Source organism: Pseudomonas sp. P4_B4, from assembly GCF_056402255.1.
The window spans coordinates 17,737-41,553 of record NZ_JBFUHS010000054.1 but is presented as its reverse complement, the minus strand read 5'-3'; the positions used below and the strand labels follow the sequence as shown (position 1 = coordinate 41,553).

General features: G+C 59.9%; 18 protein-coding genes. 12 read left to right on the top strand and 6 right to left on the bottom strand.

The window, feature by feature from the left end:
* From AC1DVE_RS29995 to AC1DVE_RS29955, 9 genes are all read left to right on the top strand, one after another.
* A partial coding sequence (locus AC1DVE_RS29995) for a DUF2345 domain-containing protein (protein ID WP_477784404.1) occupies positions 1 to 2,202 on the top strand: 2,202 nt, incomplete at its 5' end.
* 2 nt (positions 2,203 to 2,204) lie between these two features.
* Entirely contained in the window at positions 2,205 to 2,723 is a 519-nt protein-coding gene (locus AC1DVE_RS29990) for a hypothetical protein (RefSeq protein WP_223543508.1), read from the top strand.
* Positions 2,720 to 2,908, top strand: a complete 189-nt coding sequence (locus AC1DVE_RS29985) for a hypothetical protein (protein ID WP_223543509.1) — start codon at positions 2,720 to 2,722, stop codon at positions 2,906 to 2,908. Before AC1DVE_RS29990 ends, AC1DVE_RS29985 begins: the two co-directional genes overlap by 4 nt.
* 642 nt (positions 2,909 to 3,550) lie before the next feature.
* Positions 3,551 to 5,593 carry a lipase family protein gene (locus AC1DVE_RS29980; protein ID WP_223543510.1) on the top strand — a complete coding sequence of 681 codons (2,043 nt, stop codon included), beginning with the start codon at positions 3,551 to 3,553 and terminating at the stop codon, positions 5,591 to 5,593.
* Between the two features lie 29 nt (positions 5,594 to 5,622).
* Positions 5,623 to 6,399, top strand: coding sequence for a hypothetical protein (locus AC1DVE_RS29975; RefSeq protein ID WP_223461767.1), 777 nt, complete (start codon positions 5,623 to 5,625; stop codon positions 6,397 to 6,399).
* The gene (locus AC1DVE_RS29970; RefSeq protein ID WP_223461769.1) at positions 6,396 to 7,355 is read left to right on the top strand and encodes a hypothetical protein; all 960 of its coding nucleotides are present in this window, start codon (positions 6,396 to 6,398) and stop codon (positions 7,353 to 7,355) included. The genes AC1DVE_RS29975 and AC1DVE_RS29970 overlap by 4 nt, the downstream gene beginning before the upstream one ends.
* Positions 7,356 to 7,463: 108 nt before the next feature.
* Positions 7,464 to 7,820, top strand: a complete 357-nt coding sequence (locus AC1DVE_RS29965) for a PAAR domain-containing protein (RefSeq protein ID WP_317850433.1) — start codon at positions 7,464 to 7,466, stop codon at positions 7,818 to 7,820.
* 3 nt (positions 7,821 to 7,823) lie between these two features.
* Entirely contained in the window at positions 7,824 to 8,975 is a 1,152-nt protein-coding gene (locus tag AC1DVE_RS29960) for a hypothetical protein (RefSeq protein WP_477784403.1), read from the top strand.
* Entirely contained in the window at positions 8,972 to 12,313 is a 3,342-nt protein-coding gene (locus AC1DVE_RS29955; RefSeq protein ID WP_477784402.1) for an ImcF-related family protein, read from the top strand. The genes AC1DVE_RS29960 and AC1DVE_RS29955 overlap by 4 nt, the downstream gene beginning before the upstream one ends.
* 281 nt (positions 12,314 to 12,594) lie before the next feature.
* Here AC1DVE_RS29955 and AC1DVE_RS29950 read toward each other — a convergent pair whose 3' ends face one another.
* Positions 12,595 to 13,776 (bottom strand): acetyl-CoA C-acyltransferase family protein, encoded by a 1,182-nt coding sequence (locus AC1DVE_RS29950; protein WP_477784401.1) that lies wholly within the window; start codon positions 13,774 to 13,776, stop codon positions 12,595 to 12,597.
* A complete protein-coding gene (locus AC1DVE_RS29945; RefSeq protein ID WP_477784400.1) occupies positions 13,773 to 14,555 on the bottom strand; it encodes an enoyl-CoA hydratase-related protein in 783 nt (260 codons plus the stop codon). The genes AC1DVE_RS29950 and AC1DVE_RS29945 overlap by 4 nt, the downstream gene beginning before the upstream one ends.
* Positions 14,556 to 14,772: 217 nt before the next feature.
* On the opposite strand from AC1DVE_RS29945, the gene AC1DVE_RS29940 reads away from it, so the two are divergent.
* Genes AC1DVE_RS29940 through AC1DVE_RS29930 form a run of 3 tightly spaced genes read left to right on the top strand, consistent with a single transcriptional unit; the run spans position 14,773 to position 18,242 of the window.
* Positions 14,773 to 15,879: a polyamine ABC transporter substrate-binding protein gene (locus AC1DVE_RS29940; protein WP_046042852.1), complete on the top strand. Its 1,107-nt coding sequence runs from the start codon at positions 14,773 to 14,775 to the stop codon at positions 15,877 to 15,879.
* 39 nt (positions 15,880 to 15,918) lie between these two features.
* Positions 15,919 to 17,337: an aminotransferase gene (locus AC1DVE_RS29935; RefSeq protein ID WP_223461833.1), complete on the top strand. Its 1,419-nt coding sequence runs from the start codon at positions 15,919 to 15,921 to the stop codon at positions 17,335 to 17,337.
* Complete coding sequence (locus AC1DVE_RS29930) at positions 17,334 to 18,242, top strand: helix-turn-helix domain-containing protein (RefSeq protein ID WP_223533903.1); 909 nt, start codon at positions 17,334 to 17,336, stop codon at positions 18,240 to 18,242. The genes AC1DVE_RS29935 and AC1DVE_RS29930 overlap by 4 nt, the downstream gene beginning before the upstream one ends.
* 72 nt (positions 18,243 to 18,314) lie before the next feature.
* On the opposite strand, the gene paaZ is transcribed toward AC1DVE_RS29930, so the two are convergent.
* From paaZ to AC1DVE_RS29910, 4 genes are read right to left on the bottom strand one after another with little or no spacing between them, the layout of a single operon-like run.
* Positions 18,315 to 20,384, bottom strand: a complete 2,070-nt coding sequence (gene paaZ, locus AC1DVE_RS29925; RefSeq protein WP_223460088.1) for a phenylacetic acid degradation bifunctional protein PaaZ — start codon at positions 20,382 to 20,384, stop codon at positions 18,315 to 18,317.
* Positions 20,385 to 20,442: 58 nt separating this feature from the next.
* Positions 20,443 to 21,696 carry an OprD family porin gene (locus AC1DVE_RS29920; protein WP_223460090.1) on the bottom strand — a complete coding sequence of 418 codons (1,254 nt, stop codon included), beginning with the start codon at positions 21,694 to 21,696 and terminating at the stop codon, positions 20,443 to 20,445.
* A 34-nt stretch (positions 21,697 to 21,730) separates the two neighbouring features.
* On the bottom strand, positions 21,731 to 23,377 hold the full coding sequence (locus AC1DVE_RS29915; RefSeq protein WP_223460092.1) for a cation acetate symporter: 1,647 nt from the start codon (positions 23,375 to 23,377) through the stop codon (positions 21,731 to 21,733).
* Positions 23,374 to 23,682: a DUF485 domain-containing protein gene (locus AC1DVE_RS29910; RefSeq protein ID WP_046042846.1), complete on the bottom strand. Its 309-nt coding sequence runs from the start codon at positions 23,680 to 23,682 to the stop codon at positions 23,374 to 23,376. Before AC1DVE_RS29910 ends, AC1DVE_RS29915 begins: the two co-directional genes overlap by 4 nt.
* Between the last annotated feature and the right edge of the window lie 135 nt (positions 23,683 to 23,817).

Here is a 23,817-nt window from a genome sequence, read left to right as displayed (position 1 = left end):
CCGCCCAAACCACAAATCGCCGGCACCCTGCCGGCACGCATCACCCACCCCCAGAGCAACCCCCTGTACACCGAAATCGATATGCAAGGGCGCTACCGGGTCAAGTTCCTCTTCGACCGCGACACCTGGCCCGCCGGCCGCGAAAGCAAATGGCTGCGCCAGGCCCGCGCCTACGCCGGCGACACCTACGGCCTGCACCTGCCGCTGATCGCCGGCACCGAAGTGGCCATCGCCTTCGAGCAGGGCGACCCGGACCGCCCCTACATCGCCCACGCCCTGCACGACGATCAGCACCCGGACCTGGTGACCCAGCGCAACGACCACCGCAACGTGCTGCGCACGCCGGCCAACAACAAGCTGCGCCTGGATGACACGCGGGGGCAGGAGCACATCAAGCTCAGTACCGAGTATGGCGGCAAGAGTCAGCTGAATCTGGGGCATCTGGTGGATGGCCAGCGGAAGAAGCGCGGGGAAGGGTTTGAGCTGCGGACCGATGAGTGGGGCGCCATAAGAGGTGGCAAGGGCGTGTTCATCAGTGCCGATGCACAGCCCAAAGCGCAGGGTAGCCAGCTCGACATGGCCGACGCCATTACGCAGCTGGAAAACGCCTTGTCGCTGGCGCGCTCCCTGGCCGACGCAGCCCGCGCAGCCAAAGCCACCCCCGGCGATACCGCCAGTCAACAACAGCTCAACCAAGTCCTCGATGGCTTGAAACAACCGGGGTTGTTGCTGCATGCCCCGGCAGGTATAGGCGTGGTCAGCCCGGAGGCGGTGTGCCTGTCCTCGGGAAGCGAAAGCGTGGGCATCGTCGCCGCGCACAACGTCGATCTCAGCGCCGGGCAGAACATCACCGCCACCGCCGAGGACGGAATCAGCCTGCTCGCACACAGCGCGGACATGCAGCTCAAGGCGGCCAAGGGCAACATCGATTTGCATGCTCTGGAAGGCCTTCTGCACGCACTGGCCAAGGGCGATATCAAGATTGAGAGCGTGGATGGCCGGGTGCACATCCGCGCTGAGAAAGAGCTGATATTGGAATGCGGAGGGGTCTTTGTCCGCTTGAAAGACGGCGACCTCGATCAGGGCGCCCCCGGCAATATCTATCAACGGGCCAAGCATGTGCAAAAGYTTGGCAGCGCCAGGCTGGATACGCCGGCAACACCGTTACCCGGAGGTTACTCCGCGGAATACGTTCTGAAAAATGAGGCCCAGGTACCGCTGGCGTTTACCCGCTACCGGATCACCACTGAACAGGGCGAAGTGTTTAACGGCGTAACCGACAAGGAAGGGCGAACCATGAGCGCTCATACCTTGTTGCCGGGTGGGCTGAAGATTGAGTTTCCGAACACCACCTCTTATGACGAACAACTTCGACTGCTTGGCCCGAATGGCGAATTGGCAAGCAACATCAAGTACTCGGCCACACTGGCTGATGGCCGACTTCTGGATGGGGTGACTGATGAGCAAGGTTACACCCAACGGTTGGTGACCGAGAAGCCGACGCAGATCACCCAATTGCTGCTGTTTCCACCCGAGGGGGCGCAACCGCTTTGTTGCGCGGCGCAAAACGCCCAGGCGCCAATGCAAGTTGACCTGACCTCCAATGATGTTTCAACCAACGATACGGACGTGGGCCACTCGACTAAAGATGTTCGCCTACCCAAAGGCAAGAAGCGTTCCCTGACGTCCGGCGAAATCGCCATGGCGCAAACCGTCTTTAAAGATGCAGTCAATTACAGCAAGGTCAAAGTACATCACGGCGGATGGTGGTTGTTTGTCGGGTTTCAAAATACTGCGGTGACGCCGAATGGGGAGATGTATTTTCCGGAAAGTACCAAGCTTTATCGAGATGACTTCTCGGAAACATCGAGAGGTCGCGATAAAGCGTTGTTTATGCACGAGATGACCCATGTATGGCAATACCAGATGGGTTATCCGGTCAAGAAAGCCGGCATGACAGTAACGAGTCAAGGTGCAAAGGCGTATCAATACTCCCTATCTTCGAGTGAGCTACTCTCGAATTACAATATGGAGCAGCAAGGAGAAATAATCTCTGACTATTATATGATTTGTCTGGTACAAGATTCCGAAGGGGTCTGGAACTCAAATAATAAATATAACGACCCTGACCTGTTAGTGTCTGTATTGCGACATTTCTTGGCTGATCCATCTGACAGAAAAAATCTTCCGGGTCGAGGTTAGTCATGATAACGGTGCGATTTAGTCTTGGGTTAATGTTTTTTTCAAGTTTAGCTCAATCCACCCCCTGGGGGTTGCCGGGGGACGCTGTTATTGCTTCTGAAAATGGGCGGTTAGCAATTTGTATTCCGCAAGAAATATCAGAAACTGTGGTGGTGAACTCTATATCGGTATCTGAAATTAAACCCTTGCTCGGTAAAGGGTCGACCATGTGGCAGTTGGAACTTAAAAAATCATGGGAGGCCATGTTACTCGAATCAGGTGGCTGCATTTTTTATGGGGCCATTCCTTCCGGGTATCAACCTGTGGTAGATGCAAAACCCTTGAGTATTGGAGGCGTCTATTACACGAGAATCAACATAAGCGTTACGAACCCTACACGACAAAGTATCTTGTTTTTCGACGCGGTTTTTTGTATGGCCAAGAAAAATAACGACGGGCCTGTGTATCTTCAATACATATATGATCAAGCCGGAAAGGAAGTCAGACCTTCACTTTGTTCGGTGTCGGGTGAAGGAAGATGAAAATAAAAACTGAAAAGTTGTCCGATTACAATATGGAGCAGCAAGGTGAGATTATTTCAGATTACTACATGATAAGTATTGAGGGTAAGCCGGGTAGTGTCTGGAATAGAAGCAATGCTGGGGTGAGAGAGGGATTGCTTGTGACCACTCTTGAGAATTTTTTTGCAAATCCATTAGATAAATAAAATCTTCCGGGATAGGTTTGTATATATGAATTTTTATAGATTGATAGTTGCTCTGCTGTTCGGTGCGGTTGGTTTTTCAGCGTTTGCGACCCCCTTGGGTCGCACGGAATATGGTGTATTGGAATCGGTTAATGGGAATCCGGCTATATGCTTGCCATCTGATGCGAAGCGTTCGTTTTCGGTTGGGTGGGCTGTTATTTTCGAAAGCTACGTGTCGCAAGGAGGTTTTTGGGCGGTGGCACTTAAGTCAAATGCGAGTCCATTGATATTAAGATCGGGTGAGTGCTTTATATATGGTTCTGCGCCGGTTGGATATGAACTGGAGCGTTTTGGCTTAAGCGAGCGCCAATTAAAATTTGAGGAAAATAGAACTTATGTATTTCGAATAACCAGATGCTTCTGGATCGAACGATGTTTATAGAGTGTCGTTTTGTATTGGGAGAAAAAATGATGGTGGCTTCGAGTACTTTGAGTACACCTATTTGCCAGACGGGGCGATGGTTATTCCATTCTGCGATGCCAAAAAAAATATGCGCACACCTGACTGATTTTCTAGCGTCCAGCTAACAGGACAGGTTCGTTCTTTGAAATGGGACCGCAATCAGTGGCTGAAACTATATAACTATTCATGAAATGGACAATATGAACGACACCCTCCACCGTACGGACACATTGGGCTCCTGCAAGACAGTGATTTGCGGCAAACAGAAAATGCACTGGATCGAGTTCCAGATGCTCGATGAACAGGGCGAGCCCCTGGCGAACCTGCCCTATCGCGCGTGCAACGAGGCGACCCGCAGCGACTTCATTCCGGAGTACAGCGGCCGCACCGATGCCGAGGGAGTGATCCGCCTGGACGGCCTGCACCCGTTGGCCATCACCTTGCTGATAGACGCCGAGCTCTTGGCGGAGATACTGCAAAATCGCCGCCTGCGTGCCCAGCGAGCCGAACCTGCACGCCCCGGCTTCGCTGATCGCACGCCGCTGTATGGTCCGCAGCGTTCGGGCTTCTCGCCCATCGAACAGCAGGCGGTCGCAGCCGGGCATGGCTATCACTACCTGCGTATCGGCCAATTGTGCGATCGACTGCCGACATTCGACCCGCCCTTGGCGGATGCCAGGCAACCTCCGGCCTACCATTTTCCAGACCCGAAGTTCGGCGGGTTTACCATTGGCGACGATCAGCTCGATCGCCGGCATGTGCTGGAAGTGTGCCCGTTGCGCGCTTGGTCACTGACCTTGCATCACCATTCGGAGTACAGCCTGGTCAATGCTTACAACTTGTCGCTGATGAGCATTATGGCCTACAGCCGTGCCGAACCGGGGAGCCGCGGCTCGGCTGAAGAGTTTTTTCTGCAGCAGTGCCTGGACCTGTCGCGTACCCCCAGAGTGTGGGACGACCGCCAAAACCTGCTCTGCGTGGTGACCGATGTTCCGTTCGATCAACGCTATAGCCAGGCGCTGATGCTGGACACGAAAAAGGCCGAGCCGCCGGTAGGAGACACCCAACTGTTTTATGCCGTCAATGCCACCCAGGTGCTGGTGGCCTGGCGGGGCACGGAGATGGACCGTCGCGCCGATCTAATTACTGACGCGACTTTCCGCCCGGTAAAACCGGAAGTGCAGGGTCTGTGCGAGCCCAAGGTGCCCTGTGCCGATCTGACGCCGGAGGGCAGTGTGCACCTTGGGTTTCGTGAGTCGTTCGAGTTGGCTAGTAGGATTTATGCCAAGGATCTAGGGAAGACAATCCCTGATAGGGTTCGAGACAGGAATCTGTTCATTTGCGGTCACAGCTTGGGCGGCGCCCTTGGGTTAGTGCATGCCGCATCATTGAAAGCACAAAATCCTCTGCTGTACACCTACGGCATGCCGCGCACCTTCACCCTGAAGGCCGTAAAGTGCCTTGACGAGATCGTGCATTTCCGTCACGTCAACGACATCGACCCAGTCCCCAGCGTGCCACCCGAAGCAGCGTTGGATAACTATCTGTACGACCTCTATGGCCCGCTGGGCACTACTCTGGGATTTACCTGGTCGATGCTGCAGTTGACCGCCAGCCAGCTGTTTCGGCATGGCGACCCCTTCTGTCACCACGGCGAAATCGCCATGTTTTTCAGGGCCGAACAGCACACCCGCCAGCGAGGCTCGTCGTACCCCGCCTATCGAAACAAGGACGGGCTTGGCGCGCCTTACCACACCACCATCGCCTATCGCCTGTCGGAAAAGGTCAAGTTTTATCTGGTCCCAAGTCTGAGCCCTGACAACGATCAGCAGGCCGAGCAGGCGCAGCAGCGCCTTACCACTTCGTTGACCGCTGAGAGCCGGACGAGGTTTTTCCCGCCCTTCAGCAATCCCAAAGCAGGCCGGATCGTGGGCTTGGGCAACCATTTGATGGGCAATTACCAGCCGTACATCTACGGCCAGTTGCTGGAGTCAATCAATCCTGAGCGCTCGCCGTTGTTGAAGCGCCAACTGGATCGACAGAGTTTCGAGCAGCAGATCAGGGATAACTACGCAGACCTTGTCGAAGACGAACTGGCACGCAACCAGGTCTTCCTCGAGTTGCAGAGTCGTCTTGGCGAAAGCTTGCGGGTGACGCAACAGGCTGATGGCGGTGCCGAAGCGTTGCAACGCTTCGACGCCGTGGCCGACTCGAGCGCCTGCTATGAAAGAGCCCACTGTTGAGTACGGCCAGCGCCGTCAAGGATCCGACCATGATCAAGAAAATGCCCGTAGCGTTACTCAGCCTGTTCGTGAGCCTCAGTGGTTGCGCCAAGGATCGAAGCTTGTCGCCACCGCTAGATAGCGAACAGATGACCATCACAGTGAAAGTGCCTCTGGAACTCGAAACGGAAACCCTGGAGGTGATGTACCGCTCGGCAGTGTGCAAGAACATCACCCACGGAGCGAGCGGTGTGCGCATCGAGTTGGAGGGTTATCACGGTATTGATGTGCAATTGCAGCGTCTGGGGGGGAGTGATCTCTTCCAGGCCAAGTTGCCAATCGATGGCGGCGGTGCTTGTCAGTGGCATCTGAGCAACGTGATGTTTGGTGTCGCCTATCGCAATCCCGCGCGCTTTGGCGAGAACGTTACTTGTGGCGCAGGCGGGGGAGTGGTGGTCATGTTTGACCATAATCGGCCATCCAGAAGTTCTGGTTTACCGATAAAAGTAGAGGGAGATTTGACGATCAAGAAGGACTATTACCCTTGGGTTGATGAAGAATTTATAGGTCCCTACAAAAAAACTGTCAGCTTAACAAGCGAGGGCGATATTTATGTGATGTATCAGGCCCTGCAAGCCCGGCAGGTATATTTCGAGCCCGTCTTGCATCCTGATTTTGTCGTTTATTCGGCCGGGCCAAAGGTAAAGAAAGAAGGCAACCACACTGTAATCACTTATCCAGATGGCAGTGTCGAACCGGATGGCCGTTGGGGACCGAATTTCCGTAAGTTGCAAGCGATCCGCCAGGCAGCGGAGAACCAACAATGAGCGTTGTCTCTCCAGCCCAGATCAACTCCTTAGAACTGGCACGCAACCAGGTGTTCCTCCATTTGCAAAGTCGTCTCGGCAAAACCTTGCAGATAACGCAACAGACCTATGGGGGTACCAAATGGCTGCTGCGCAAACGTCCCGCGTTGAACTCGGCCCGCGCGCTCAAAGTACCGGCCATGATCATGAAAGTGCCCTTCGCGTTGCTCAGCCTGTTCGTCAGCCTCAGTGGTTGCGCCAAGGATCGAAGCCTGTCGCCACCACCAGATAGCGAACAGATGACCATCACCGTGAAAGTACCCCAGGAACTCGAAACGGAAACCTTGGAGGTGATGTACCGCTCGGCAGTCTGCAAGAACATCACCCACGGGGCGAGCGGTGTGCGCATTGAGTTGGAGGGTTATCACGGCATTGATGTGCAATTGCAGCGCCAGGGGGCGAGTGATCTCTTCCAGGCCAAGTTACCGATCGATGGTGGCGGTGCGTGTCAGTGGCATCTGAGCAATGTGATGTTTGGTGTCGCCTATAGCAATCCCGCCCGCTTTGGCGAGAACGTGACTTATGGCGCAGGTGGGGGAGTAGTGGTGATGTTTGACCACAACCGGCCTTCCAGAAGTTCCGGATTACCAATCAAAGTAGAGGGAGATTTGACGATCAAGGAGGACTATTACCCATGGTTGAGTGAAGCCTTTCTTGGAGGCTACAGAAAACAGATTAGCTTGGAGAGCGTGGGAAATATTTACTTGATGTATCAGGCCTTGCAAGCCCGAGAAGTGTATTTCGAACCCGTACTGCATTCAGGCTTCCTAGTCACCTCTGTGCAGCCGAAGGTGAAAAAGAAGGGCAATCACACAAGCTTCACCTATCCCGATGGGAGCGTTGTGACAGATGGACGCTCAAGACCGGATTTCCGCAAATTGCAAGCCATCCGCCAGGCAGCGGAAAGTAAACAGTGAGCTACTTTTTTCCTGCCAAGTACACCTCCTTCGAACTGATACGCAATCGGGAATTCCTCTATTTGCAGGGACGACTTGGCGAAACCTTGCGGGTGACACAACAGGCCGATGGTCAACCCGTGCGCCTGCTACGAAAGAGCCCATGCCTTAAAAAAACTGAGCTCACCTCTCGTTCACAACACTCGACTAATGGAGTTTGATTTTATGTCTCAGGGATTTGTTTTGCTGGGTGACAGGACCACACACGATGGAGAAGTGATATCGGCTTCGTCCACCACATTTGTTCATGGCAAGCCCGTGGCTTTGGTGGGGGATGAGGTCAGTTGTCCAGCCCATGGCACCAATCCCATCGTTGATGGCTGTTCCGACTGCTGGGAAGATGGCCGGGCAATGGTGGTCGATGGCTGTCGCAGTGAATGCGGATGCCAGGTGATTTCAAGTGCGCCTGACTGTGGGGTGGGTTGAGCCATGGGCTGGGATAGAAAGGCACCTTCTGTGGTGCAAGCTCCGACGCCGCCGATGCTGGGTCGTTGGGTACTCGCGGCCGTCGTCGCGGTGGTGGTGGGTGTGCTGTTGTTTCTGTTGCACGCCTCAATTCAGTTAGCGCAACTGCAGGCGATCAATGTCTGGTTATTGACTGGCTCGCCACTGCTGGTCTGGGTGTTGCTGTTCGCTACCCGTGCCTATTTCTACGGTGGAGCGCTCGGCCAGCATCAATTTCTCAAGGAGGAGGCAGCCAATGCGCAGCTGGCCTGGCAAGGCTGGGCGCAACGCTATCTGGCCGTGCATACCAGCTGTTTGCTGCTGCCGGATCAGGTGTCTGCCAGTGGGCTGCAAGGCCGCCGGGATATGCCGCTGCGTACAGGGCAAGCCAGGCGCATTGCCGCTCTGCCCGAGCAGGGCGATCGCGCGCAGGCGGGGTTGCAGTTGTTATTGCCAGTGCTCGCGCCGGCCTTGCAGGCCTTGCCTGCCGAACAGGCGTTGCGAGTCACGCTGTTGAGTGATGTTGAGCCTGATCAATACGCTGCACTGCGCGACGTCTGGCAGCAGTGGAAAACCGCCCATCTCAAGCAACCTGCAACGGTCACCCTGACCAATAAATTGTCGTGCCAATGGATCGACGACACGCTGAAGACCGCCCGCGCAGCCCTCGACCTGATCCTGGTCGTGCAGGTAAACGGCGGGGAGGCGTACTCCGATGGGCTGGCGGCCTTGTTGCTATGCCCGGACCAGTTAGCCGTTGCCCGGGACCTTCCAGTGAAGGGTGGCTTGTTGCGCCCGATGCCCTTGGATCTCGATACGTTGAACAGCGAGCTGGCGCTGTTCCAGCAAACCCAGACGATGGCGCTTCAGGCGACGGCTGTGTTGGCGGACAGCGCTGACTGGCAGCCGCTGACTGGCAATGTCTTCGCCACTATCGGTTCTCAGGCGGCCTCGTTGAGTGCGCAGCAGCTGTGGGTTCAGGAGCACCTGTGCGGGCTGCCCGGACCCTTTGGGCATTGGTTGGCAGCGGCCTTCGGGGTGGAGATGGTTCAACACCAGCGGCAGCCAGTGCTGCTGCTCGCCAAAGATGAGTCACGGTATTGGATCAGTACTGTTATCGAGGGAGACGTGGCATGAAAGGATGGAGCAACCCATGGCGTCGCGCGGGTGCGGCGGTGTGGATCAGTGTATTGATGGCAGCCCTGGCCTGGGTGATACAGGCATATGGTGAGCGGATGGGGCTGGTGGAAAACCATCACCGGATGCTCGCTTTCTTGTTGATCATTCTTATTGCAGCGATCGGGCATCTTGCTCCCCGTTTGTTGATGCAATTGAAGCGGCGAAGTCACCGCGATCAGGGGCAGGCAGACAAGGTGTTGCCCCGGAAGGACGCGGGTTTGGTGCTGCCTAAGCACCCAGAATTTGACATTACGCCATTGCTCGAGTCCCTGAGTGCCAACCGCGGCCTTTTCTGGCGTCGCAAAATCCGCTTCCTGCTCATCGTCGGCGAACCCGAGCAGATCACGGCCGTTGCCCCCGGCCTGGGTCCGGACCATTGGCTGGAAGACGAGGGCACCGTGCTGCTGTGGGGTGGCAGCGTGCAGCAAGCACTGGACGATAAGGTGATCGCCCAGTTCCGTCGCCTGACCCGCTGGCGTGCTTTCGACGGCGTGGTCTGGGCGGTGAATGCCGAGCAGAGCGCCGACGGCAACCGGATGGGCAGCGGCCGGCGTCATTTGCAGGCGCTGGCGCGGGCATTAGGGTGGTCGGTGCCGCTGCACCTGTGGCAGGTCTGCGCCAGTCACTGGGTGCAGGAGAAACGCCCGAGTCAGGCGGTGGGCTGCGCACTGTCATCTCGCCTTACCGCCACAGACCTGGAAACGTCGCTGCACAGTCTACTGGGCCCCATGCGTCAGGAAGGCTGGGCGCAGATGAACCTGACGATGGCGCATGACTTTCTGGTGCGCCTGGCGCGGGACCTGCAAGTTGAAGGCGTGGCCCGCTGGCGTAAGGTACTGACGCCGTGGTTCGGCAGCGGCAGGCAGGATGTTCCGTTGCGCGGCCTGTGGTTCAGCCTGCCGTTGTCCAATACAACGCAGAACAAGGAAGAGCACTTCTGGCCCATGGACCCTGCCTGGCAAGGCGTGCTCGGCGAGCCAAAACAATCAAGCCGTCGTCTGGGCTGGAGCGCCCCGCGCGTCGCTAATGTCTTGCTGTTGGCCGTGGCCCTTGCGTGGGGCGCCGGCCTGCTGCTGTCGTTCATCAGCAACCGCGTGCAGATTCACCATTTGCAAACCTCGCTGACCACACTGCAGCAAGCCACCCCCGGCGACGCGCAACTGAGCGCTCTCAACGAACTGACTCGCGAACTGGGCCGCCTGGATTACCGCGCCAGCCACGGCACCCCGTGGTACCAGCGTTTCGGCCTGAACCAGAACGACGCGCTGTTGGCCACGCTGTGGCCGCGTTACGTCGAGGCCAACCAGCGCCTGTTGCGTGACCCGGCAGCGGCCACGCTCAAGGCCCAGCTCAACGCCCTGGTCAAGCTGCCACCGGACAGCCCCGAGCGTGCCAAGCGCGCGCAATCTGCCTACACGCAACTCAAGGCCTACCTGATGCTGGCCCGCCCGGAAAAAACAGATCCTGCCTTTCTTGCTCAAGCCCTGGTGGACACCGAGCCGCAAAGCGCCGACTTTTCCCCTGGACTCTGGCACGCCCTGGCACCGACCCTGTGGGCCTTTTACGCCGAACAACTGGCCGCCCACCCAGACTGGCGCATCGACGCCGATCCCAAGCTGGTGGCCCAAGTCCGCCAGGTGCTGATCAGCCAGCTGGGCCAGCGCAACGGCGAAGCCAGCCTGTACCAGACTGTGCTCGACAACGCCGCCAATCACGCGCCGGCGCTGAGCCTGGCGCAGATGGTCGGCGACACCGAGGCATCGACGCTGTTTGCCACTTCGGCCGAGGTGCCGGGGGTGTTCACCCGCCAAGCCTGGGAAGGCCAGGTGCGGCCGGCCATCGATGCCATCGCCGAAGCGCGCCGCGAAGAAATCGACTGGGTGCTCAGCGATAACCCGGGCCGTCTCGCCGCCGACTTGAGCCCTGAGCAGCTCAAGCAACGCCTGACCGAACGCTATTTTCAGGACTACGCCCACGCCTGGCTGGACTTCCTCAACCAACTGCGCTGGCAACCAGTGGACAGCCTCGGCGAGGTGATCGACCAGTTGGCGCTGATGAGCGATGTGCGTCAGTCGCCGCTGATCGCGCTGATGAACACCTTGGCCTATCAGGGCCAGGCTGGCACCCGTCGTCAGGCGCTGGCCGAGTCATTGGTGCAGTCGGCGCAGCAACTGCTCGGCAAGGAGCCAGTGCCGGTGATCGAGCAGGCCAAGCCCGGCGGAGGCAGCCCGCTGGACGCCACCTTTGGGCCATTGTTGACCTTGCTCGGAAAAGACGCCGACAACGCCAACGACAGCGAGCGCCTGAGCCTGCAAGCCTTCCTCAACCGCGTCATCCGGGTGCGCCTGAAGTTGCAGCAAGTGAGCAACGCACCTAATCCCCAGGCAATGACCCAGGCCCTGGCGCAAAGCGTGTTCCAGGGCCACAGCGTCGACCTCACCGACACCCAGGCCTACGGCAGCCTGCTCGCCGCCAGCCTCGGCGCCGAGTGGGACGGCGTCGGCCAGACCCTGTTCGTGCAGCCGCTGGAGCAGGCCTGGCAGCGAGTCCTGCAACCCTCGGTGGCCGGCCTCAACAGCCAGTGGCARCGGGCGATCGTRCGCGACTGGCAGGGCGCSTTTGCCGGKCGCTAYCCCTTTGCYGCCACCGGCAGYGACGCCTCGCTRCCGATGYTCGGGCAGATGATCCGCGCCGACGCCGGGCGCATCGACCAGTTCCTCCAGCAGCAATTGGGCGGYGTGCTGCGCAAGGAAGGCAGCCGCTGGGTGGCCGAYKCGCGGCACAGCCAGGGYCTGCACTTCAACCCSAAGTTCCTSRCGGCGATCAACCAGCTCAGCCACCTCGCCGACGTGCTCTACACCGACGGCGGCATGGGCCTGAGCTTCGAGTTGCGCGGCAAGCCGGTGCGCGACGTGGTGCAGACCACCTTCATCCTCAACGGCGAAAAACACGAGTATTTCAACCAGAAGGAACGCTGGCAGCGCTTTAGCTGGCCGGGCTTCAGCCAGCACCCGGGCACGCGTTTGTTGTGGATCAGTGTGCTGGCCAATGAACGGCTGTTCGGCGACTACGAAGGCACCTGGGGCCTGATCCGCCTGCTCGAACAGGCAAAAATCACCGCCCTGAACGACACCGACAGCCAGTACCGCGTGCAGCTTCAGGCCCCAGACGGCCTCGACCTGACCTGGCACCTGCGCACTGAACTGGGCGCAGGGCCGCTGGCGTTGCTCAAACTGCGCGACTTCAAGCTGCCGGCGCAGATCTTTCTGGACAAGGGGGAAAAGCCGCCGCTTTGATTTCGATTGGTGGCAGCCGGTTTACGGCGAAGTCGGTGATGTGGTGGGTAGCGATCTCATCAGTCACTGGCCGCGCGGAACGGCTGCGTGTTCTGGGGGCTAATCCAGGGCGCGGATTGACGAAATGCGACTTGTTGGCGGGTAAATACATCAAGGAGAAATGCGGGGGTTACGGTCCGTAGGAGCCGGCTTGCTGGCGATGGGGGCCTCAGGGTCGGGTTGTCCTTGAGGTCGTCATCGCTGGCAAGCCAGCTCCTACAGTTTTGCGTAAGGCAGGGTGATTACACGCGTTCAAAAATCGCCGCAATCCCCTGGCCACCACCGATGCACATGGTCACCAGCGCGTAGCGGCCGCCGGTGCGGTGCAGTTCGTGGATGGCCTTGGTGGCGATGATCGCGCCGGTTGCGCCCACCGGGTGGCCCAGGGCGATGCCCGAACCGTTCGGGTTGACCTTGGCCGGGTCGAGGTCCAGTTCCTGGCTGACGGCGCAGGCTTGGGCGGCGAAGGCGATGTTGGCTTCGATCACGTCCAGGTCGGCGACGGTCAGGCCGGCGCGCTTGAGTGCCAGGCGGGTGGCCGGGATCGGGCCCAGGCCCATGAATTCCGGCTCGACGCCAGCATGGGCGTAGCTGACCAGGCGGGCGAGGGGTTTCAGGTTGTTGGCCTGGACCGCGTTGCCGCTGGCCATGACCAGTGCCGCGGCACCGTCGTTGAGGCCCGAGGCGTTACCGGCGGTGACCGAGCCGTCCTTCTTGAACGCAGGCTTCATCGCTGCCAGTTGTTCCAGGGACGTGGCGCGCGGATGTTCGTCGACGCTGAACAGTTTGACGCCCTTGCGGTCCTGGATTTCCACGGTCGCGATCTGCTCGTTGAAGTAGCCGTTGGCAATCGCGTGGGCCGCGCGTTGCTGGTCTTCGAAAGCCAGGGCGTCCTGCATTTCGCGGGTGATGCCGTTGCGCGCGGCGACGTTCTCGGCGGTGATGCCCATGTGGATGCCATGGAAGGGGTCATGCAGGATGCCGAGCATGTAGTCGATGACCTGGGCGTTGCCCATGCGCGAACCCCAACGGGCGGACGGCATCAGGTACGGGCCACGGCTCATGGACTCGACACCGGCACCGACGACGATGTCGGCATCGCCGAGCATCAGGGTCTGGGCGGCGTTGATGATGGCTTGCAGGCCCGAACCGCACAGGCGGTTGACGTTGTAGGCCGGGGTTTCCTTCGGGATGCCGGCGTTCATCGCCGCGACGCGGGAGATGTAGGCGTCGCGGGTTTCGGTCGGGATCACGTTGCCCATCACCAGATGGCCAACGAGCGCCGGGTCCACGGCGGCTCGCTCCAGGGCGGCTTTCACGGCCGTGGTCGCGAGGTCGGCCAGTGGCACGTCCTTGAGCGAACCGCCGAATGTACCGATGGCGGTACGGGCGGCGCTGACGACGTAGATTTCTGGAGTGTTCATGACTGGTTTCCTTTCGGTGGATTCTTATCTGTACTGCGATTGAGCAGGGCGTTCAAGGCGGTTTTCGCCTCGTCGGTATTCAGGCGCTGAATGAACAGCGTGTTTTCTTCGCGCAGGGTGGCTTCCAGTTCGGCCAGGGAAGCCTGTTTCATCAGTTGCCGGGACTGGCGCAAGGCTTGCTGGGGCATGGCCAAAAAGCGCTGGGCGATTTTTGTCGCCGCCGCCAGGCATTGTGCGCCGTCATCGAAGGCTTCGTTGGCAATGCCCCAGGCCACCGCTTCGTTACCGTCCAGGCCGTTGCCCAACAGCAGCAGGCTCGCGGCGCGGGCATGGCCGAGGCGGCGTGGCAGCAACAGGCTGGCGCCGAATTCGGGGCACAGGCCGATGTTGACGAACGGCATGCGTAACTTGGCGCTGCGGGTCACCAGTACCTGGTCGCAATGCAGCAGCAAGGTGGTGCCGATGCCGATGGCCGCCCCGCAGACTGCCGCGATCAGCGGTTTTTGCAGGCGCGTCACGACCTTCATCAGGTGGAATGCCGGGGCGTCCAGATGAGTGGGCGGGTGCTGGAGGAAATCCACCAGGTCATTGCCGCTGGTGAAGCAGGTCGGGCCGCCAGTGATGATGATCACGCCGGTCTGTGCATCTTCGTCGGCGGCCTGCAGCAGGTCGGCCAACTGCGTGTACATGGCGTTATTCAGTGCGTTGAGCTTGTCCGGGCGGTCGATGGTCAGCGTCAACACGCCGTCGCGTTGCTCGTGTTTGATCAGGTCGGTCATCGCAGGCTCTGCAGGGTCGGTTCAGGGCTGCCACTTTAAGCGCCGGACAAACTCCGGATCTATGGCAAAACGGGTCAACTGCACTGCCGCTTTTTGCCATGCCGGTGTGCCAAAAAGCGACACACACCCTTTCGGGGTATGGCCGCGCCCGGCGAATCGACCAATAGTGGGGGCATCCGCTCATCCAGAGCCGAACTCGCTATAAGGTGCATTTGCTATGGGCAAGACGCTGCTTAAGGTGATTTCCAGTCTGTTTGTTGTACCGCTGACCTTTCATGCCTACGCCGCTCAAGTGGACGACAGCAATACGCTGCGGCTGTACAACTGGGCGGATTACATCGGTGAAAAAACCATCGCCGATTTCGAAAAGGCCACCGGTATCAAGGTGGTCTACGACACATTCGATTCTTATGAAACGGTACAGGCCAAGCTGCTCACCGGCCATTCCGGTTATGACCTGATCGTGTTGAATGCCTCCCTCGCGCCACCGCTGATCAAGGCCAAGGTGTTCCAGCCGCTGGATAAAAAGCAGTTGCCGGGGTGGACCAACCTGGATCCGCAGATCCTCGAAGACCTGCAAGGCTATGACCCTGGCACCCAGTACTCTGCGCCCTATACCTGGGGCAGCAACGGCGTGACCTACAACGTCGACAAGATCAAGGAGCGCATGCCGGACGCGCCGATCGGCTCGCTGGCGATGATCTTCGACCCCAAGATCGTCTCGCGCTTCGCCGACTGCGGCGTGACCCTGCTCGATGCCCCGACTGAAGTCATTCCCATGGCCCTGAAGTACCTGGGGCGTGATCCGCGCAGCGCCGCACCGGAAGATCTGAAAGCCGCACAGGATTTGCTGCTGTCGGTGCGGCCGTACATCCGCAAGTTCGATTCGGTCAATTACCTGACCAGCCTGCCCAACGGCGACGTGTGCATGGCCATGACCTGGTCCGGCGACTACGCCACCGCCATGGCCCGCGCCGCAGAAGCCAAGAAGAAGATCGACCTGGCGTACTTCATCCCCAAGGAAGGCTCGCTGATCTGGTTCGACAACATGTACATCCCGGCCGATGCGACGCACGTCGCCAATGCTCACAAATTCCTGGAATACCTGATGCAGCCGCAGGTGATGGCGGATGTGAGTGATTTCATCAACTACGCCAACAGTAACGCGGCGGCCACGCCGTTGTTGAACGCCGATGTGCGCAACAACCCGGCGATTTACCCCGATCCGCAGACCCGCGAGCGCCTGTTCCCGCAGAAGACCCAGGACGCCAAGGACATGCGGGCGATTACCCGGGTCTGGAGCACCGTGAAAAGCGGCATCTGATGGGTTCGAACGTTAGTCAATTCGGTTAGAGGTTTATTTATGGCGACGCCAACACGCAGCGTTTTTTCCCCAGCGGACGAGTCCCGGCTGGTCAAGGCCGACAAGGCTCACCATATGCACGGCTATCACGTGTTCGACGAACACGCCGAACAAGGCTCGCTGAACATCGTCGCAGGCGTAGGCGCCTACATCTACGACACCCAGGGCAACCGCTTTCTCGATGCGGTGGGCGGCATGTGGTGCACCAACATTGGTTTGGGCCGCGAGGAAATGGCCGAGGCCATCGCCGATCAGGTGCGGCAACTGGCCTATTCCAATCCGTTTTCCGACATGTCGAACAACGTCGCCATCCAATTGTGCGAAAAACTCGCCAGCCTCGCTCCCGGTGACCTCGACCATGTGTTCCTCACCACCGGCGGCTCCACCGCCGTGGACACCGCGTATCGGCTGATCCAGTACTACCAGAACTGCCGTGGCAAACCCGAGAAGAAGCACGTCATTGCGCGGTTCAACGCCTATCACGGCTCCACCACCCTGACCATGTCGATCGGCAACAAGGCCGCCGACCGTGTGCCGGAGTTCGATTACGCCAACCCGCTGATCCACCACGTCTCCAACCCCAACCCGTACCGCGCCCCGGACGGCATGGATGAAGCGCAGTTCCTCGAGTTCCTGGTCAAGGAATTCGAAGACAAGATCCTCTCGATTGGCGCGGACAAGGTCGCCGGGTTCTTCGCCGAGCCGATCATGGGCTCGGGCGGGGTGATCATTCCGCCCCGGGGTTATCTCAAGCGCATGTGGGACGTCTGCCAGCGCTACGACATCCTGTTCGTCGCCGACGAAGTGGTGACCTCGTTCGGGAGACTGGGCAAGTTCTTTGCCTCCTATGATGTGTTCGACGTGCAGCCCGACATCATCACCACCGCCAAAGGTCTGACCTCGGCTTACCTGCCGCTGGGCGCGTGCATCTTTTCCGAGCGCATCTGGAAAGTCATCGCCGAACCGGGCAAGGGCCGCTGCTTCACCCACGGTTTCACCTACAGCGGCCATCCGGTGTGCTGCACGGCGGCGCTGAAGAACATCGAAATCATCGAGCGGGAGAACCTGCTGACCCATGTCGACACGGTGGGCGCTTATCTGGAGGAGCGCCTGGCAACCCTGCGCGACTTGCCGCTGGTGGGCGATGTGCGCTGCCAGAAACTCATGGCCTGCGTGGAGTTCGTCGCCGATAAACGCACCAAGGCGCTGTTCCCCGACGAGATCAACATCGGCGAGAAAATCCACGTGCGGGCCCAGGCCCGGGGCTTGCTGGTGCGGCCGATCATGCATCTCAATGTGATGTCGCCACCGTTGATCCTGACGTTTGCCCAGGTCGATGAAATCGTCGAGACCCTGCGCGAATGCATTCTGGAAGTGGCCGCCGAGCTTGAAGCGAGCGGACAGTACGCGGGCCAATGATTTCGTCAGTCAGGCTGTTACCAAGGGCGTGTCCAGCCGCTAGACTGCGGGGCATGAGCAAACCACACGACGATACGCTGATCGCGGTGCCCTTCGGGGCATTGCACAAATGGCATGGGGGAATGCGCGAGGCATTCGCCCATATCGATGAGCCTGACGCCCTGCAACATCTGGCGTCGGCGTTGGCGCAGCTGGTGTCCGTCGAGTCGATGATGATCAGCCTGGAGCGTAAGGACCGCGCGCCCCAGCTGCTGCATCAGCGCGGGATCGCCCAGGAGTATCAGGTCTCGATCCTGGAACGCTATTTTGCCGGCGGTTATTTGCTCGACCCGTTCTGCCTGGCGGTGGAGCAGGGGTTGGCGCAAGGCTTCTATCACCTGGAGGAAATTGCCCCGGACAACTTCTTCGACAGTGACTACTACAAGTCCTATTACCTGAAGGCGGGCTGCTCGGAAGACAGCTACTACATCGTCGATACCGGCAATGACACGAAGATTTCCGTCAGTCTTTATCAAGGTTTCGGTGGTGAATGCCTCAGCGTCGAACAGTTGAACCTGCTGCGTGCGGTCGAACCGCTGGTGCACGAATTCATCAGCGAATTCAGTCGGCGCGGGATGCTGCGCAGTCACGAGATCCAGTGCGAAAAAGACCAGGGCCTGCGCGATGATCTCAAGCACCGGGTGCAGTCGGCGTTCGAGCATTTTGGCAGCGACTTGCTCACCGAGCGCGAGCGGGAAGTGGCACACATGATCCTGCGCGGGCATTCGGTGAAATCCACGGCCAGCCAGATGAACATCTCGCCGGAAACTGTGCGCATGCACCGCAAGAACCTGTACCTGAAACTGGAGGTGGGTTCGCAGTCGGAGTTGTTTGCGCTGTTTATCGAGTGGTTGCGCAGGCATTGAGAGGTGATGTCAGTCCGCTTTCGCGAGCAAGCCCGCTCCCACAGTAGCTAAAGGTTGACCACAGGTTTGTGATCAGTCCTCGCGCTTGACCACCAAAGTCAAAATGTCATAGCTCGCCACCAACTCACCCAACTGGTTGGTCACTTCCACATCCCACGCCACCACCCCTTGCGGGATGCCTTGCGGGCTCTTCTTGCCCTGGTCGATTTTGCGTTTGCAGGTCAGGCGGGCCTGGATGGTGTCGCCGATGCCCACCGGGTTGATGAAGCGCAAGGTGTCCAGGCCATAGTTGGCCAGTACCGGGCCGGGTGCCGGCGAGACGAACAGGCCGGCCGCCGCCGACAGCACGAAGTAACCGTGGGCGATGCGCTTGCCGAACTGCGATTCCTTGGCCGCGATCTCGTCGAAGTGCATGTAGAAGTGGTCGCCCGACAGGCAGCCGAAGTTCACCAGGTCCGCTTCGGTGACGGTGCGGCGGTGAGTCAGCAGCGATTCGCCGATCTGCAGGTCCTGGAAGTGGCGACGGAACGGATGCACGTCGGTCTCGATGACTTTGGCGCCGCGCACATACTCGCCGGTGACCGCCGCCAGCATGGTCGGCGAACCTTGCACCGCCGCGCGTTGCAGGTAGTGTTTCACCGCGCGCAGGCCGCCGAGCTCTTCACCACCGCCGGCACGCCCCGGGCCGCCGTGCTTGAGTTGTGGCAGCGGCGAGCCGTGGCCGGTGGATTCGCCGGCGCAATGGCGATCCAGTACCAGCAAGCGGCCGTGCCAGGCCGCTGCGACCGGAATGGCCTTGGCGGCGATTTGCGGATCCTTGGTCACCAGACTGGCCACCAGGCTGCCTTTGCCGCGCGCGGCCAGGGCCAGTGCTTCGTCGAGATCGTCGTAGGCCATCAGGGTGCTGACCGGGCCGAACGCTTCGATGTCGTGGGCGCCGCCCTCGGCATGCGGGTCGCGGGCCTGCAGCAGGGTCGGGGCGAAGAACGCGCCTTTGTCGACATTTACACCACGGGGTTCGAAACCGTCGCGGGCACCGAACAGCATGTCGCTGCTCTGCAACAGCGCTTCCAGGCGCTCGGCCACGTCTTTCTGCTGATCGTGGGAAGCCAGTGCACCCATGCGCACGCCTTCCACCGACGGGTCGCCGACCACCACTTTGGCCAGGCGATCACGCAGGCGCGTGGCGACTGCATCGATGTGTTTGGCCGGGACGATGGCGCGGCGGATGGCGGTGCATTTCTGCCCGGCCTTGGTGGTCATTTCCCGGGCGACTTCCTTGATGAACAGCTCGAATTCTTCGTCGTCCGGGGTCACGTCCGGGGCGAGAATGGCGCAGTTCAGCGAGTCGGCTTCGGCGTTGAACGGCACCGAATTGCGGATCAGGTTCGGGTTGACCCGCAGCTTGGCGGCGGTGTCGGCGGAACCGGTGAAGGTCACCACGTCCTGGCCTTGCAGGCGGTCGAGCAGGTCGCCGGTGCTACCGATGATCAGTTGCAGGCTGCCCGCTGGCAACAGTCCGGATTCGTCCATCAGGCGCACCACGGCTTCGGTCAGGTAGCTGGTGGCGCTAGCCGGCTTGACGATGCACGGCATGCCGGCGAGGAAGCTCGGGGCGAACTTTTCCAGCATGCCCCAGATCGGGAAGTTGAACGCGTTGATGTGCACCGCCAGGCCGCCACGGGGCACCAGAATGTGCGTACCGGCGAAGGTGCCCATTTTGCTCAGCTGCATCGCCGGGCCTTCGTGGACGATGTTGCCCGACGGCAGTTCGCGGGAGCCGAGGCTGGCGTAGGTGAACAGCGTGCTGTTGCCGCCTTCGATGTCGATCCAGCTGTCGGCACGGGTTGCGCCGCTGTGATGGGAAATCGCGTAGAGCTGTTCCTTGCGCTCGCTCAGGTACAGGGCCAACGCCTTGAGACGCTGGGCGCGCTGCTGGAAGTCCAGCGCCATCAAACCGCTGATGCCCTGGCGACGGCCGTGTTCGATGGCCTCGGCGAAGTCCGGGCGCTCCTCGTGGGTGCGGGCGATTTCATGGCCGTCGATGGCACTGCGCAGCACTTGCGCGCCCTGTTGGCCGATCCAGCGACCGGCGATGAAACTCTGCAGGGTAGGGGCATGCAGTGTAGGTGAAGAGGACATCACGATTGCTCCTGGTTATGAAGGGTTGTGGCGCGGTCGCGACCGCGCCCTTTCGGAATTACCAAAGCGCCAAGGTGTAACCGACGATCAGCCGGTTCTCATCGACGGCGGTAGTCAAGCCATTGCCGGAACGGAAGGTCACGTTGCGCCAGCGCAGGCTGACGTTCTTCAACACACCGCTCTGGATGACGTAGCTGATATCGGTGTCGCGCTCCCATTCGCTGCCGTTGTCGACGCTGCCGGCCTTGACATGGCTGCCGTCGGTGTAGCGAGTCATGAAGGTCAGGCCGGGAATGCCTTGCGCCGCGAAGTCATAGTCGTAACGCAGCTGCCAGGAATCCTCGTCGGCGCGGGTAAAGGTGTTGAAGGTCACCAGGTTGACCACGTACGGATCGCCGCCGTTGAGGAACGGAAAGGCGCTGTCGCCGGACAATTGCTGGTAGGCGGCACTGACCTTGTGGGCACCGTGGGACACCGTGAGCATGCCGTTGAAGTTGCGGTTGTCGATGCGCCCGGCCCGTTCGGCGCCGTCGCCCCGGCTATCGAAATAACGCAGGTCGCTGCGCAGGTTGAAACCGTTGCCCAGTGGTTGCGTATGCACCAGTCCGGCGAATTGCTGGCGGTAGATCTGGTCGAGCTTGCCGTAGTAGTAGCTCAGGTTCAGTTGCGGACTGAACGCGTAGCTGCCACCACCGAAGTCGAAGCTATCGCTGGTGGCGGCGCCGAAGCCGATGTCATCGTTGCTGGAGGAGTCCCGCAGGTTGGCCTTGGTCAGGCGTCCGGCATTCACCGTCAGGCCGTCGATCTCCTGACTGGTCAGCAAGCCACCTTCAAAGGTCGATCCCAGCAGGCGCGTGTCGTTGTAAGTGACCACTGGCAACAAGGGTTGCAACGTGCCGAGTTTCAACACGCTTTTGGATACCCGCAGTTTGCCGGTCAGGCCCAGTTCGCTGTACTCGTCGTCGGGCTCATGACTCTGCGGGCCGAACGGCAGCAGGCCGGTGCCACGGCGGTCGGGACTGGAGTCGAGCTTGAGCCCTAGCTCGCCCAGTGCGTCGAGACCGAAACCGAAGGTGCCGTCGGTGAACCCGGACTCGATGCGCGCAGTGAATCCCTGGGCCCATTCTTCGGCCTTGGATTGCGGCGCGTTGTCCTGACGGAAATCGCGATTGATGTAGTGGTTGCGCATATCAATACGGGCCTTGCTGTCGCCGATGAAGTCGGCCATGGCGCTGGGGGCGATCATGGGCAGGCTCAATGCGGCGGCCAGCGAAAACAGTGATGGGTAAGACGTGCTACGTGCGGGTGTCATTATTTTTATTCCCTGCCAACTGTTCGGTCGTCGTTTAGTGTTTGCTGGCGCCGGTGGCACCGATGCCGGTCATCGAGCGGATGAACTGCGCCAGATAACGGCCACGCTCAAGGGCTGCACGGGGCGAGGTGTCGGTGACGGAAAACAGCCATGCACTAAAGAACGCCAGGCTCATGGAAAACAGCGCCGGGTTGGAGTACGGGAACAGTGCCTTGTCGTGATGCATCACGTTGACCCACACCGCCGGGCTCAGCACCAGCAAGACAATCGCCGAGACCAGTCCGGACAGACTGCCGAGGACAGCGCCGCGGGTGGTCAGGCCTTTCCAGTACATCGAGAGGAACAGCACCGGGAAATTCACCGACGCGGCGATGGCCAGCACCAGGCCCGAGAGGAAGGCGATGTTCTGCGATTCGAACAGCAGGCCGAGGATGATCGCCAGCACACCAATGCACAGGGTGGCGATTCGCGACACGCGCATCTCTTGCTGCTCGCTGGCCTGACCCTTGCGCATCACGCAGGCATACAGGTCGTGGGACACCGCCGAGGCGCCGGACAGCGCCAGCCCGGCAACCACCGCCAGGATGGTGGCGAAGGCGACCGCCGAGATGAAGCCGAGGAACAGATTGCCGCCTACCGCGTGGGCCAGGTGCACGGCGACCATGTTGCCGCCGCCGATGATCGCGCCGCTGGCGTCACGGAACGCCGGATCGGTGCCGACCATGACGATGGCGCCGAAGCCGACGATGATCAGCAGCAAGTAGAAGTAGCCGATGAAACCGGTGGCGTAGAACACGCTTTTACGCGCTTCCCTGGCATCGCTGACGGTGAAGAAACGCATCAGGATGTGCGGCAGGCCGGCGGTGCCGAACATCATGCCCAGCCCCAAAGAAATCGCGTCGATCGGGTTGGACAGCAAGCCGCCGGGGGCCATGATCGCGTTGCCCTTGGCATGCACGGCGGTGGCACCGGCAAACATCGCCTCAGTGCTGAAGCCGAAGTGCTTGAGCACCATGAACGCCATGAAGCTGGTGCCGAACAACAGCATCACCGCCTTGATGATCTGCACCCAGGTGGTGGCGAGCATGCCGCCGAAGGTCACGTAGAACACCATCAACACGCCGACCAGCATCACCGCATAGAGGTAGTCGATGCCGAACAGCAACTCGATCAGCTTGCCGGCGCCGACCATCTGCGCCACCAGGTACATCAGGGCCACGGTCAGGGTGCCGAAGGCCGAGGTCAGGCGCACCGGGGTCTGTTCCAGGCGATAGGAAACCACGTCGGCAAAGGTGTACTTGCCGAGGTTACGCAGGCGTTCGGCAATCAGGAACAGGATGATCGGCCAGCCGGCCAACACGCCCAGGGCGTAGAGCAAGCCGTCGTAGCCATTGAGGAACATCATCGCGGAAATGCCGAGGAACGAGGCTGCCGAGATCATGTCGCCAGCAATCGCCAGACCGTTCTGGAAGCCGGTCATGCCGCCGCCAGCGGTATAAAAGTCGCTGGTTGAGCGGGTGCGAAGTGCCGCCCAGCGAGTCACGCCTAGGGTGAACAGCACGAACACCAGGAACATGCCGATGGCATTCCAGTTCAGTGGGCGGGCTGCGCCGTCAGCGGCCATCGCAAAATCAGTGACAGCCGCCAGCGGCAGCAGGAACAGCGCAAGAAGGCGGCTCATCGGGCGCACTCCTGCTTGAGTTTTTCATTCAGCGGGTCGATCACGTTGTTGGCGCGATAGACATAGAACCCGGTCAGCGCAAAGGCCAGCCCGACGATGACGACACCCACCAGCATGCCCACGGTGGTCACGCCGCCGCTCAGGGATTGGCCGAGGGTAGAAGGGGAGAAAGCCACCAGCAGCACGAAGCCGTAGTAAATCACCAGCATGGCCAGGCTCAGTGACCAGTACAGCTTCTGTTTACGGCGAACCAGCTGGATGAAATCCGGGTGCTGGCGAATAAGTTCTACTTCCTGGGGTGTCATGACGCGCGCTCCTTTGTTGTTTTTGTTTTGGGTGAAACAGTTTCGGGTTGGAACCGGATCAATGTGGGAGCGGGCTTGCTCGCGAAGAGGCCATCACATTCAACATGGATGGCGCCTGATACTCCGTCTTCGTCG

What these genes read in the sequence shown, in the direction of transcription:
- AC1DVE_RS29950 (WP_477784401.1), bottom strand. Translation starts at nt 13,776, where the DNA reads ATGAACACTCCAGAAATCTACGTCGTCAGCGCCGCCCGTACCGCCATC.
- AC1DVE_RS29965 (WP_317850433.1), top strand. Translation starts at nt 7,464, where the DNA reads ATGGTCAACCCGTGCGCCTGCTACGAAAGAGCCCATGCCTTAAAAAAA.
- paaZ (WP_223460088.1), bottom strand. Translation starts at nt 20,384, where the DNA reads ATGTCCTCTTCACCTACACTGCATGCCCCTACCCTGCAGAGTTTCATC.
- AC1DVE_RS29945 (WP_477784400.1), bottom strand. Translation starts at nt 14,555, where the DNA reads ATGACCGACCTGATCAAACACGAGCAACGCGACGGCGTGTTGACGCTG.
- AC1DVE_RS29915 (WP_223460092.1), bottom strand. Translation starts at nt 23,377, where the DNA reads ATGAGCCGCCTTCTTGCGCTGTTCCTGCTGCCGCTGGCGGCTGTCACT.
- AC1DVE_RS29935 (WP_223461833.1), top strand. Translation starts at nt 15,919, where the DNA reads ATGGCGACGCCAACACGCAGCGTTTTTTCCCCAGCGGACGAGTCCCGG.
- AC1DVE_RS29980 (WP_223543510.1), top strand. Translation starts at nt 3,551, where the DNA reads ATGAACGACACCCTCCACCGTACGGACACATTGGGCTCCTGCAAGACA.
- AC1DVE_RS29910 (WP_046042846.1), bottom strand. Translation starts at nt 23,682, where the DNA reads ATGACACCCCAGGAAGTAGAACTTATTCGCCAGCACCCGGATTTCATC.
- AC1DVE_RS29940 (WP_046042852.1), top strand. Translation starts at nt 14,773, where the DNA reads ATGGGCAAGACGCTGCTTAAGGTGATTTCCAGTCTGTTTGTTGTACCG.
- AC1DVE_RS29920 (WP_223460090.1), bottom strand. Translation starts at nt 21,696, where the DNA reads ATGACACCCGCACGTAGCACGTCTTACCCATCACTGTTTTCGCTGGCC.
- AC1DVE_RS29970 (WP_223461769.1), top strand. Translation starts at nt 6,396, where the DNA reads ATGAGCGTTGTCTCTCCAGCCCAGATCAACTCCTTAGAACTGGCACGC.
- AC1DVE_RS29985 (WP_223543509.1), top strand. Translation starts at nt 2,720, where the DNA reads ATGAAAATAAAAACTGAAAAGTTGTCCGATTACAATATGGAGCAGCAA.
- AC1DVE_RS29960 (WP_477784403.1), top strand. Translation starts at nt 7,824, where the DNA reads ATGGGCTGGGATAGAAAGGCACCTTCTGTGGTGCAAGCTCCGACGCCG.
- AC1DVE_RS29930 (WP_223533903.1), top strand. Translation starts at nt 17,334, where the DNA reads ATGATTTCGTCAGTCAGGCTGTTACCAAGGGCGTGTCCAGCCGCTAGA.
- AC1DVE_RS29975 (WP_223461767.1), top strand. Translation starts at nt 5,623, where the DNA reads ATGATCAAGAAAATGCCCGTAGCGTTACTCAGCCTGTTCGTGAGCCTC.
- AC1DVE_RS29990 (WP_223543508.1), top strand. Translation starts at nt 2,205, where the DNA reads ATGATAACGGTGCGATTTAGTCTTGGGTTAATGTTTTTTTCAAGTTTA.